Source organism: Bacteroides sp. NSJ-39, from assembly GCF_014287315.1.
Taxonomy (GTDB): domain Bacteria; phylum Bacteroidota; class Bacteroidia; order Bacteroidales; family Bacteroidaceae; genus Bacteroides; species Bacteroides finegoldii.
Genome location: NZ_JACOOB010000028.1, coordinates 18,388 through 31,441, shown reverse-complemented (window position 1 = coordinate 31,441; position 13,054 = coordinate 18,388). Strand labels below are relative to the sequence as shown.

Below are 13,054 nucleotides of genomic sequence, written 5' to 3'. Positions count from 1 at the left end.
TGAGAATGTAGATGTGAATGGTAATCTAATAGATTGCTTTGAAGGACGGCAGATTACTCCCGGTCACGCGATTGAAGCCATGTGGTTTATCATGGATTTGGGGAAACGCCTAAACCGTCCGGAGTTAATCGAAAAGGCTAAGAACATCACTCTTACGATGCTTGAATATGGTTGGGATAAAGAATATGGAGGTATCTATTATTTCATGGATCGTGATGGCTATCCACCACAACAGTTGGAATGGGACCAGAAACTTTGGTGGGTGCATATCGAGACGCTTATTTCTTTATTAAAAGGATATCAATTTGCAGGAGACAAACAGTGTCTGGAATGGTTCGAAAAGGTGCACAACTATACTTGGGAACACTTCAAGGATCAGGAACACTCTGAATGGTTTGGTTATCTGAACCGCCGCGGTGAAGTGTTACTTTCATTAAAAGGAGGAAAATGGAAAGGCTGTTTCCACGTACCTAGAGGCTTGTATCAGTGCTGGAAAACATTGGAAGCAATTAGTCAAAAATAAAGAATAATGAATAAATTAAGAATTATATCAATCCTATTTTTTTGTCTGTTCTTATTCTCTTGTGGAGTGAAGAAGGAGAAGATTGTGTGTTATGGCGATGCACATAGCAATCTGGCTCAGTTGTTGACAGATGAGGGATATCAATTACATTTCTGTACTTCTGTAACAGAGGCTCTTCGGATAGCTTCAGAGCAGGCTCCGGTTTTATTGCTTTGTCCTTCTTATCCAGAACAGGGTACAGTGGTGACAAGCGAGGATTTAGCCTTGATTCAATCGAAGTCTTTGCGTGTTTTCATGGACTTTCCTCAGCAGATCGGTGAACATTTGTGTGTAAAGACGGATACCATGGAACTGGAGCGGATAGTGGTTTGTGATTCACTAACTCCTCAACTTCCTTCTATGGCTTTGATGGCTTTTCACCGATGCGTGTTGAAGGAATTGGATTTAACACCTGATAGTACGTATTTGGTAGCTGCTAGGGTAGCAGGTTTTGATAAAGCGGTATATGGCTTGGCCAATACACCGGTCCATCCATTGTTGTATCAGCAGAATAATCAGTTGATGGTAGCTGCTACTAGTATCAGTAATTTTGCAGTTTGTCGTTATCTTCCTGAGCAGCGTGTGCAGTCTATGTTTGAATATATTATGAACTGGTTGCTGCATAAAGAAGGTGTAACATTTTCTTCTTGGTTGACATATGTGTCACCATCCTATACTGCTACCGAGCCGTTACCAGAGGAGGCTGGAAAACAAAGTATTGCTAAGGGAGTGGAATGGTATTATAATGGTCACTTCTTGGTGCATCCTTCTTGGAAAAAAGATTGGGCAGATAAGTATATGGGTGATGGTTTGATGCCGGTTGGTCCTGAATTGCCAGCTGACATGCCTGATGGTGATGGTTCGTTGGGTGTATTGGAAGGGCATATGTCAGGTATTAAATATGACGGTACGCAGATGTATCGTTACTGGATGCGTGATGATGTTCAAGGAGAAACTTCGTTCGCTTTTGCTGCTGCCGGTACATTACTGGATAATTCACAATATACAAAGGTAGCTGCCAATTTACTCGACTATTCATTCACTGAATATAGAGATTCAGTACGCAATGATCCAAAATCCCCATCATATGGTCTGTTAGGATGGGCTTATACACATAAAGGCACTTATTATGGCGATGATAATGCCCGTTCATTATTAGGTTCTATCGCTTCATCAGCATTGATGAATAACCCTAAATGGGATAAGCAAATTGTTGAGGGCATTGTAGGTAATTTCCGTACTACGGGATTAAATGGATTTAGAGGACAAAATATTCTTGAGTCTGATTTACAGAAATGCGGATGGAAATCATACTATAATGCTAACCTGGTAAATCTGCATGCTCACTTTGAGGCTTGGAACTGGGCTTGCTATCTTTGGCTTTATAATCAAACACATTATCAGCCACTGCTTGAACGTGTGAAACGTGGAATAACTATGATGATGGAAGGATATCCGGAACAGTGGTCGTGGACTAATGGAATTCAACAAGAACGTGCCCGTATGATTCTGCCGCTAGCATGGCTCTATCGGGTGGAACCAACAGAGGAACACTTGGATTGGCTGCATTTTATGACAAATGAACTTCTTAGAAATCAAGTGCCTTGTGGAGGTATTCGCGAAGAACTGGGTGATGAGTCAAAAAGTCTTTTTGGTCGTACTCCTTCCAATGCGGAATACGGCAACAACGAAGCACCACTAATTTTTGACAATGGCGATCCGGTTGCTGATATGCTTTATACAACAAACTTTGCCTTTGTGGGTCTGTGTGAAGCTGCTAAGGCAACTCAGGATACTACTTACATAAAGGCTGTAAATCAAATGCGCGATTTTTTGATTCGTATTCAAGTACGTAGTGATAAATTCAAGAACGTAGATGGTGCATGGTTCAGGGCTTTCAATTATGAAGATTGGAATTATTGGGCTTCGAATGCTGATGCCGGATGGGGGGTATGGAGCACTCTTACCGGATGGATTCAGAGTTGGATTGTGGGTACACAGTTTGTTCTTGAAGAAGATTCATCATTATGGGATATTGCTAACCAAAAAGATGTTTCTACTGTTGCCACTAAAGTAATTGAGGAAATGATAACACGCCAACTTTAAATAAAATATATACATATTATTAATAAACTTCTAACTTATGAAACACAAAGCTATGCAAAAAGGTCGTTTTTGTTCTATGAGAATATTATTCTTCTCATTAACAATACTTTTTGTATGCGCATCGAATAGTTATGCGCAAAGTACAGTCAATGGAGTCGTCATAGATGCGACAGGGTTGCCGTTACCCGGAGTCAGTGTGACCGTAAAGGGGAGCGCAACGGGCACAACTACTGATCTTAATGGTCATTTTACCTTGAATGCACCCAGGTCTGCTACATTAGTACTATCATATATAGGTATGATAACACAAGAGGTAAAAGTTAACAGCCGTTCTATGATCAATGTTACCCTTCAAGAAGACATTAATAGCCTCGACGAGGTGGTAGTAGTCGGTTATGGTACTCAGAAAAAGATCCATCTTACAGGATCAATAGCTTCGGTATCTTCTAAAGAATTATTGAAGTCAACAACAAGCAACGTTTCGCAAGCCTTGGTCGGCAAGTTGCCGGGATTGATATCTCAACAAGCCACCGGAGCCCCGGGAGCTGATGATGTTTCATTGTTGGTTCGTGGACATTCTACATATAATGGAGGTGATGGCCCCCTTATTCTGGTAGATGGTGTAGAACGAAGCATGGCGTATATCAATCCCAATGAAGTGGAATCAGTTACTATATTAAAAGATGCCGCCTCGTGTGCTGTGTATGGAATGAAAGCTGCTGCAGGTGTAATATTGGTCACTACCAAACGAGGAACAGAGGGCAAAACTGCCATTAATTATAAAGGGTCGCTCACTTTCTCACATGCTACTACGCTACCCAAGTTTATGAATGGTACACACTATATGCAGTGGTATAACTATGCTCGTCGCATGGATGGTGAGAAAGCCTACTTTACCGATGAAGAAATTGCCATGACTACCAATGGAGATCCTACCGATGGCTTTGAAAATACCGATTGGCAGGAACCTATTTATCGTACTACTTTAATGCATCAGCACAATCTTTCTATCAGTGGTGGCAACGAGAAAACCCGTTACTTCCTCAGTGGCGGATTTATGAAACAGAATGGCTTCATTAAAGGTTTTGAGCTGGAACGTGGTAACTTTCGTTCGAATATCGATACGCAAGTAACCAAAGATATCAGTGTGTCACTTAACGTGGCTGGTAAAATTAACGACTACTATCAGCCAGGTGGCGACAGTTATGAGAATCAAACGACGAATAATGTGGTGGGGGTATTGCTTTATGCCGCTCCGTTTGTTCCACTCGAATATGAAGGGATGCCGACATCTGGTTATCGTGGTGCTTCCAATCCTGAGTATGCAGCTGGACATTCGGGCTATAGTAAAACGCGCACCATGCGTCTGGAGACATCGGCCAAGATAGAATACTCTTTCCCCTTCCTCAAAGGTTTGAAAGCTGGTATGTTTGTGGGTTGGGACTGGCAAGATCGTGATTCACGCAGCTTCAAATACTCTTACGAATTAATGCTTTATAAACCCGAGTCCAAGAAATATGTACGTCAATATGCTTCTAATCTGCAGCCAACAGGGGGGATGTCAGTCGGTGACGAGAAAGAACAGCAAGTAGTATTACGCCCTTCTATCTCATACAACCAAAAGTTTGGTTTACATGATGTAGGTGCACTATTCCTTTATGAACAGACTGAGCGTAAAGGAAATACGCTGACAGGCTATCGCTCCGATTTCGCACTTCTCGATATTGACGAGTTACCCTTTGGCTCTACTATTCATCCCACCGATGGTAACTTTTCCAGCAGCATCCGCCAGGGCTATGCCGGTTATGTTGGTCGTTTCAACTATGCTTATAATAACCGTTATTTGGCTGAATTTACTTTCCGGTACGATGGCTCTTATCACTTTAAAAAGGGTAATCGCTGGGGATTCTTCCCATCGGCTTCATTGGGCTGGGTTGCTTCTGAAGAGGATTTTTTCAAAGAACTCTTTCCTCAAGTGGAACGCTTCAAGTTAAGAGCCTCTTTCGGTATCTTAGGTAGCGACAATGTTGATCCTTTCCTCTATCGCAAACAGTACGCATGGGCCAAAAACAGTACAGTTTTCGGTACTACTCCACAAGCGGTGAATACTCTGTATAATAAAGTATCTTACCCGATGGAGAATCTTACTTGGGAAAAATGTCGTTCTATCAACGTTGGTTTCGAACTTTCGGCATGGAATGGTCTTTTGGGCATTGAGTTCGATGTTTTCTACAAATATACTTACGATATCCTTCGTTCCATTGGTGGTGTATATCCTCCTTCGCTGGGAGGCCATTATCCGAGTATTGAAAACAGTGGTACATTTGATAACCGTGGATTCGAGATGACAGTAAAACACCGTAATCACATTGGCAAATTCAATTACAGCTTGAATGGTAACCTTTCGTTTGCCCGCAATAAAATACTGCGTATGACGCAGGCTGACAATACTAAACCTTGGCAGAACCGTCTGGGAACATCGGTAGGGTCCATTTGGGGGTTGAAATCGCTAGGTCTGTATCAGACACAAGCCGAGATTGACGCAGCTCCATTACCTATCAGCGAAACTCCCCGATTGGGTGACATCCGTTACCTTGATTATAATGGTGATGGACTCATTAGCTGGGACGATGAGGTAAAGATTGCACGCCCCACCACGCCTGAGATGATGTTCTCGTTGATGGCCGACGCCAACTGGAAAGGGTTCGACCTCTCTGTTCAGTTGCAAGGTGCTGCCTTGTGCGACAAGTTGCTTTGTGGCGAATGGAACAACGGTGCACGTGACCAGACTCCACTTACGCGCCCTTTCTATGCCGGATGGGATAACGCGCCTTACTACTTGGTGGAGAACAGCTGGCGTCCCGACAATACCAATGCTGAATATCCGCGTCTCAGTACAGTAGCTTATGCTAATAATGCGCAGGTATCTGACTTCTGGAAGCGTAATGGTGCTTACGTACGCCTCAAGAATGTGACTTTGGGATACACCTTGCCACAGTCATGGGTAAAGAAATCCGGTATCAGCAATCTTCGTCTGTTTGCCAGCGGCCACAACCTTTTTACTCTCACCGAGTTTAAGTACCTCGACCCAGAGTCGGCCAATGTCATTCAAGGTTACTATCCGCAGCAACGCACCTTTACGTTTGGTGTAGACGTAACGTTCTAAACCCTATGTACAACATCTAATAAAATAAATTAGCATGAAAACAAAAAATCTATTACTGGGATTGGCTCTGTCGACCCTCACATTGCAATCGTGTAATGTGCTCGATATCGATCCTACTGACACTTATAGCGAATCTACAGCCTATGCTTCTATAAAGAACCTGGATCTTTATGTCAAAAGTTTCTATAACGTGTTTTATAGCAATGCCGATATCAATGTGGGAGCTAATCTGGCCATGGACGATGGTGTGAGTGACCTCATTAAATATTCTTGGTTCAATGTAGCTGAGGGTAGCGTGAACAAACTTTTTTATTACGACAATATGATGAGTCCTGATGCTAATTATCGCTCTAATTGGGATGACATGTACGAGCAGATTCGCCGGTTTAATGAGTATTTTTACGATGTTCATAGTGGCTTTGCTGATAATTTGGATTCCGATCAGTTAGCCATTCGAACTGCCGAAGTTCGTTTTATGCGTGCTTTTGCTTATCAAGAGCTGGTATTGCGTCATGGCGGTGTAATCCTGCGTATCAACGAAGATCGAGTGGATGATCATAACCAGCGTGCAAAAGCTCGTTCGTCAGAAGAAGATTGCTGGACTTTTATCCTTGACGAATATGAAAAAGCAGCCCAAATCCTACCGGAAGAATGGACAGGATCGGAGGCAGGTCGCCTTACAAAGGGGGCTGCTTATGGCATGAAAGCCCGTGCCGCTCTCTATGCCAAGCGTTGGCAGGATGCTGTTAATGCAGCATTAGAGGTAGAAAAGCTGGAGAGAAAGGGTGTATATCAACTACTTTCAGGGACTTCTAAGGACAGCTATATGCAAATTTTCAATACTGTGAATAATAAGGAGTTAATTTTGCCTGTCTATTTTCAACAGAAGACTAAGCAACACATGTTTAATCATTTCTTCTGCCCACCCTATGACACAGAAAAAGCAGGCTTACAACCTGGTACGTTGGGCGCAGCCGCTACGCCTACCGATGAGTATGCTTCTGCATTTGATATCAAGGTAGGTAAGGACTGGAAATCGTTTGATTGGACTCATTTGAATGAATATTCCGAAGGACCATGGGGAAACCGCGACCCACGTTTCTATGCTTCTATTCTCTATAATGGTGCCAATTGGACAGGACGTCAACTTGAACTTTACGTAGGTGGTAAAGACGGATACATGGATTTCTCTACATCGGCAAGCCAGGACTATGTGCGCACTAGTACCACCGGTTATATCTTCCGTAAATTTATGGATAAAAGCGACAATATCAACTACGTAGACATTGAAAGTACATCCTACTGGATTGAGATGCGTTATGCCGAGATTGTTCTTATCCTTTCCGAGGCCTATGCCCGTTTGGATAAGTTTAAGGAAGCTTACGACTATCTCAACAAGATTCGTACTCGTGTGGGATTGCCTATTTTAGCTCAGCAGTCTACCTGGGACAATTATCTTGAAGATCTCTCGAAGGAACGGGTATGTGAATTGGGACTCGAAGGACATCGTTGGTATGATCTTGTTCGTTGGGATATTGCTCAAAAGGTACTCAATGGGCAACGACTGCATGGTATCAAAATTGAAAAAACCGGTTCAAGCTTTCTTTATACCCGTGTAGAATGTGACACGCAGGACCGTAAGTTCCCCAAGAAATATAATATTTTCCCGATACCTTCCAGCGAGCTTCGAAATAACATAATGTGTGAGCAAACTCCTAGTTGGAAATAATTATGGTTACCATCTAAATAAGTAGATAATATGAAACTAAAACATATCATAAATGGCTTTTGGGCTTTCTCGTTCTGCCTGGCGGGATGTGTTGACCCTGACGATTTGGTGAGAACCGAAAGTGAAATCACCGATCAACTCATCATTACCGGACGATTTGCAGGTAATGAGAACACTGAGTATGAAACCGTTATCGATCGTGCCAACGGTACTGCTGTAGTACAGACTCCCTACTACATCTCAGATACAGAACCTATTCAAGGAGATATTACCCGTATGCGACTCAAAGCTACACTTCCTGTGGGTGCCCGTTTTGATCCCCCTTTATCGGGTATTCACAATTTGAAAGAAGGATTCTCTTCTACCTTAATTGAAGCCGATGGTTCCAAGAAGAACTACACTTTTACAGCTATTTATAAAAAATCGGAACGTGCTAATATCATTAAGGTCGAACTAGCCAATGTACGTGCTCAGATTGTAGTGGCTGATCCTGTTGAAGAGGGTAAAAAAGGACAAATTATTATCTATAAGACCTCGTCAAGTATCGACGGAGAATTGCAAAATGCACTTATCACCATTGCTCCATGGGCGACTATTGAATCGGATGCTTACGATCCTGTGACAAAAATCCTCGATTTGAGTGTGATGCCTACTGTTACTATCATTGCACAGGATGGTGTTAAGAAGACGGTATACGAAACAGTGTACAAAACTCCTGAGTTCGTGGAATATGGTGTGGGTTATGTGGCCGGACTCTTTGGTTTCCAGACTTTGAAAGAAAATTCGCATGGGTTTGAAGTGGGTGCCAATCGTACTATGGCTGTAGTAGATGATTATCTCATCCTTAGTAATAGCAATAATTTCGTCAACATGCCGGTGTTTAACCGATATAACGGCAAGTTGCTTGATCAGGTGAAAGTGAATGTGATCGGTATACCATCTAATCGCATCATACGTGCTATTACCTCCGATGATAATGGACACATGGTAGCCATGGCTTACGTGAGTACCCGTACAGGAAGCTATGCCACTCCTTATACGGATGTTAATGTATGGGTATGGAAAAATGGTATAGAGAACACTCCCACATTGATACTTGATAAACCTTTCAGTGATCCAGTTTTCGATCAGGCACCTATGGGAGTTAACTGGAACTATAATATTGATATGGGTAGTTCTATTCACATCACAGGTGACATTACTAGTGGAAAAGCTGTACTCACCACTACGTCTCCTTTCTCATACCGTATGGTATTTATCAGCTTTGTCGATGGCATAATGAGTGGCAAGGCGCATGTTGAATTTGCTAATGTGAGTGGTGCACGTGTAGAAGACTATACGAAGATCCTTACAACTAATACGGAGAAACCTTTCAGCTACATATCTACACCAGCCAATGAAACTAATATGGTGATTTGTGCTCCTGTTGGTGATAGTGCAGACAGAGCTTTTGCTTTTACTGTTCCCGATTCACATTATTGGGGGTGGCAAGGATTCACTAAAGGTATCGATTATGTTGATTTTAACGGCGCGAGATTGTTAGCTGTTCAGAATGGTTCGGGTTCCTTCAATGGACCACAACGCCTTTATGTAGCTGACATCACCAAGAATCCCAATGCTAATTCTATGAGTAATGGCTTCATCTTCGATTCACAGCAAGGCAATACAATAGGAAATGCAGATGTGCCGGGCGGCGTACCGGGGTCAGGTTATACAGCTACGGGATATACCTCTCCTTGGGCGTTCGATGGAGTGAGCAGTGTGCTTGGTGAGAATATTCCTTGTACAGGTGATGTAATTTTTGCCAAAAGTCAGGACGGACTGGCCGTACAGGTATATATGCTTACTACCGATCATGGCTTGATAGCTTTCGAACTCACAAAGTTCAAAGGCCTGTAAACGGTACCTAATGTTATTTTTAATTCCATTTAAACGATATTCAAACGATTATTTAAACATAATAAAACAATGAATAAGAAACGTATGAAAAAGATTGTTCTTACCTTTGTATCACTACTGATGGGAGGCTTATGCTCAGTATTAGTAGCTTGTTCCGATGAGGAACATACCGTTCCTATTTTCCCAGAAGACGGCAGTGGAGAAATTGAAATTAAGCCCGACCAAAAATACGATTGGGAAATCAACCGTCAGTCAATCTTGGCTAATACCGATATGGTACTTTTTTACTCGGGTGGTGACCAACGCCCCATTTGGACGCAGGAACGCGCCCAACCTTATATTACTTATGTAGACGAACAAAACACTTCACACTGGTTCTTTGATAGCTTCCTTATGCTTGAAATCCTCAATACTTCCGACAATTGGCAGACGGTGAGAGAGTATACCAAGGGTATGCGCTATGAATCAGCCACCAAGGCTGAGTGGATGAAACTCATCGATTGTTATTTCAATTCAGAAACTGGTATTGCAGCTATCGAAGCCGGTGTAAAGAAAGCAATGACTACCATTGGGGCGCCTGTGTACAAACGCCAGGTAATAATTGGCATTCCTGAGCCTATTGACGTACAGAATGAATTGGTGCCAGGTTCGTCGAGTGTATATTGGGGTGAGATTGATAATGTGTCGCTCGACTTCTCCAAACCTGCTGACCGTGTGAAGGCTTGTAAGTGGTTCATCGATCAAGTACGTGCCCGTTTCAACGAGAAGGGGTATCAATATGTCGACTTAGCTGGATTCTATTGGATTGCCGAGGATGCTTCACATACCGGAAATATCATTACCCCCATTGCCAACTATCTGAACGAACTGAAATATAGTTTCAACTGGATTCCATTCTTCAATTCCGATGGTCACGAGTCTTGGAAAGAACTGGGATTTCACTATGCTTACTACCAGCCCAACTACTATTTTGACGATAAAATACCTCTTACACGTCTTGATGAAGCCTGCAAAGAAGCTTTGCGTTGCAATATGCAGATGGAGATAGAGTTTGAGGACGATGTGTTGGCAGCTCACGGCAAAGCTTACCGTTTGGAAAACTATATGGCAAAATTCAAGGAGTATGGTGTATGGGAAAAATGCCGCTTGGCTTACTATCAGAGTAATAACGCATTGCTTACCTTGAAGTACTCTAGTGAACCGGCTGACGTGGCTCTTTATCATAAGTTCTGCAAGTTTGTTATAGAACGTCCTATCCGTGATTCACATTAACAAGTATATTTCACATTTGCAATCGAGGGTGTCCGAAGAAGGACACCCTTAAAATTCTTATAAAAAAACATTTTCCTCGCATTTGAATAGACGATATGCTTATGAACAATAAATACTTTTATCTTATACTACTTTTTTTTATGGTGAGTTGCCAAAGAAATCAAGATCCGGCTACAAATACACTTAGTGAAATGTGCGAACGTTTGTTTCCTCAACATGCTCACTCTTTCCAATTTCAACTTCTGACTGATTCTGTAGATATAGACCGCTTTACACTTGAGTCTGACAATGGGAAGATTCTGATTAAAGGAAACAACCGGAATTCATTGGCCGTAGGACTAAACCATTATTTGAAGTATTACTGTCAGGCACATGTCTCTTGGTATGCTTCGGATAGTGTAGTAATGCCTGCTCAACTACCTGAAGTAGAAGCTCCCGTTATTTTACGTTCAAAGTGTAAGAATCGTTTCTTTCTTAATTATTGCACCTTTGGTTACTCTATGCCCTACTGGAAATGGAGTGATTGGGAACGACTTATTGACTGGATGGCTCTGAATGGAGTAACCATGCCGTTGGCTATCACAGGTCAAGAGTCTATATGGTATAAAGTATGGACGGAGATGGGACTGTCTGATGAGGAGGTTCGTACTTATTTTACAGGTCCGGCTCACCTTCCCTGGCATCGTATGTCAAACGTCGATTATTGGCAAAGTCCGCTACCTCAATCATGGTTGGCAGACCAAGAAAAACTACAGAAATTAATTCTTGAACGTGAACGGGCTTTTGATATGACTCCCATTCTACCAGCTTTTGCAGGACATGTTCCCGCTGAACTTAAAGAACTTTATCCGGAAGCTAAAATCTACACAATGAGTCAATGGGGAGGATACGATGAAAAGTATCGTAGTCACTTCATTGATCCCATGGATTCGCTTTATTCAGTCATTCAACATCGTTTTTTAGAGGAACAAACAAAAGTGTATGGCACTAACCACATTTATGGTATCGATCCTTTCAACGAAGTAGACTCACCCAACTGGAACGAGGAGTTTTTGTCCAATGTATCTGATAAAATCTATAAATCGATCCAAAGTGTGGATTCCGCTGCTCAATGGTTACAGATGACGTGGATGTTTTATCATGCCAAAGAGAAATGGACTCAACCCCGTATCAAATCCTTTTTAAATGCTGTTCCCCAAGATAAACTGATTTTACTTGATTATTATTGTGATTATACAGAAATATGGCGTGATACAGAGCAATACTACGGGAAACCTTATATTTGGTGTTATTTAGGAAATTTTGGTGGAAACACTTTTTTAGCTGGTGACCTGAATGATGTAGATTTTAAAATTGATCGACTTTTCAAAGAAGGAGGCGATAACGTATATGGTTTGGGAGTGACGCTTGAAGGTCTTGATGTAAATCCTTTAATGTATGAATTCGTTTTTGAACGTGCATGGCAAAATTCAATACCTGTCCACCAGTGGATTGCAAATTGGGCCCAATGCAGAGGGGGGAATGTAGATAATCATATTATTAAAGCATGGAAACAACTATATGAGAAGATCTATACCTCAGCAGCCCTTTGCGGACAAGCAGTATTGATGAATGCTCGTCCACAGTTAGAAGGCGTAGAAGGATGGAACACACTTCCCGGGTACGATTATAAAAATATCGATTTGTGGGAAATCTGGAAAGAGTTGCTGAAGGCTGAAGGAGTATATCATTCTGAATATCATTTTGATGTAATTAATGTGGGAAGGCAAGTTTTAGGTAATCTTTTTGCTGACTATCGTGATAAGTTTACCGATTGCTATCGGAAAAAAGATTTGGAAGGAACTAAGGTGTGGGGACAGCGTATGGACCAGCTTTTGCTCGATGTAGATCGATTGCTCTGCTGCAGTCCTGTTTTCTCAATAGGCAAATGGATAAAAGATGCCAGAGATTTTGCAGTGAATGAACAAGAACAAAAATATTATGAAGAAAATGCACGGTGCATTCTTACGGTATGGGGACAGAAAGATACCCAGCTGAACGATTATGCCAATAGAGGATGGGGAGGATTGACACGTACATTCTACAGAGAACGCTGGAAACGTTTCACAGAAGAAGTAATTGCCGCTATGACCAGGCATAAAAACTTTGATGAAGAGAAATTTCATCAGGATATTACACAGTTTGAGTATGAGTGGACATTGAAAAATGAAGATTTTCCAATCATTTCTGAAGAAAATCCAATATCTTTGGCTAAAGAACTGATATTAAAATATGATGATGACTTCTGCTCATTATATCCGTAATTGTTAACTAATTTTTC

At 41.9% G+C, this 13,054-nt stretch carries 7 protein-coding genes; all 7 read left to right on the top strand.

Annotated features, from left to right (window positions below):
• Positions 1-523: AGE family epimerase/isomerase (locus H8S63_RS18925; protein WP_186927647.1), on the top strand; the 523-nt coding region annotated here is incomplete at its 5' end.
• A 6-nt stretch (positions 524-529) separates the two neighbouring features.
• Positions 530-2,668 carry a hypothetical protein gene (locus H8S63_RS18920; RefSeq protein WP_186927646.1) on the top strand — a complete coding sequence of 713 codons (2,139 nt, stop codon included), beginning with the start codon at positions 530-532 and terminating at the stop codon, positions 2,666-2,668.
• A gap of 37 nt (positions 2,669-2,705) precedes the next feature.
• Positions 2,706-5,834 (top strand): TonB-dependent receptor, encoded by a 3,129-nt coding sequence (locus H8S63_RS18915; RefSeq protein ID WP_186927645.1) that lies wholly within the window; start codon positions 2,706-2,708, stop codon positions 5,832-5,834.
• A gap of 34 nt (positions 5,835-5,868) precedes the next feature.
• Positions 5,869-7,563 carry a RagB/SusD family nutrient uptake outer membrane protein gene (locus H8S63_RS18910; RefSeq protein WP_186927644.1) on the top strand — a complete coding sequence of 565 codons (1,695 nt, stop codon included), beginning with the start codon at positions 5,869-5,871 and terminating at the stop codon, positions 7,561-7,563.
• Between the two features lie 30 nt (positions 7,564-7,593).
• Entirely contained in the window at positions 7,594-9,462 is a 1,869-nt protein-coding gene (locus H8S63_RS18905; protein WP_186927643.1) for a DUF5018 domain-containing protein, read from the top strand.
• Between the two features lie 84 nt (positions 9,463-9,546).
• Positions 9,547-10,734 (top strand): DUF4855 domain-containing protein, encoded by a 1,188-nt coding sequence (locus H8S63_RS18900; RefSeq protein WP_229102274.1) that lies wholly within the window; start codon positions 9,547-9,549, stop codon positions 10,732-10,734.
• A 101-nt stretch (positions 10,735-10,835) separates the two neighbouring features.
• The gene (locus tag H8S63_RS18895) at positions 10,836-13,037 is read left to right on the top strand and encodes an alpha-N-acetylglucosaminidase (RefSeq protein ID WP_186927641.1); all 2,202 of its coding nucleotides are present in this window, start codon (positions 10,836-10,838) and stop codon (positions 13,035-13,037) included.
• The last annotated feature ends 17 nt before the right edge of the window (positions 13,038-13,054 follow it).

Coding starts and splice junctions, on each gene's coding strand:
- H8S63_RS18920 (WP_186927646.1), top strand. CDS start 530: ATGAATAAATTAAGAATTATATCAATCCTATTTTTTTGTCTGTTCTTA.
- H8S63_RS18915 (WP_186927645.1), top strand. CDS start 2,706: ATGAAACACAAAGCTATGCAAAAAGGTCGTTTTTGTTCTATGAGAATA.
- H8S63_RS18910 (WP_186927644.1), top strand. CDS start 5,869: ATGAAAACAAAAAATCTATTACTGGGATTGGCTCTGTCGACCCTCACA.
- H8S63_RS18905 (WP_186927643.1), top strand. CDS start 7,594: ATGAAACTAAAACATATCATAAATGGCTTTTGGGCTTTCTCGTTCTGC.
- H8S63_RS18900 (WP_229102274.1), top strand. CDS start 9,547: ATGAAAAAGATTGTTCTTACCTTTGTATCACTACTGATGGGAGGCTTA.
- H8S63_RS18895 (WP_186927641.1), top strand. CDS start 10,836: ATGAACAATAAATACTTTTATCTTATACTACTTTTTTTTATGGTGAGT.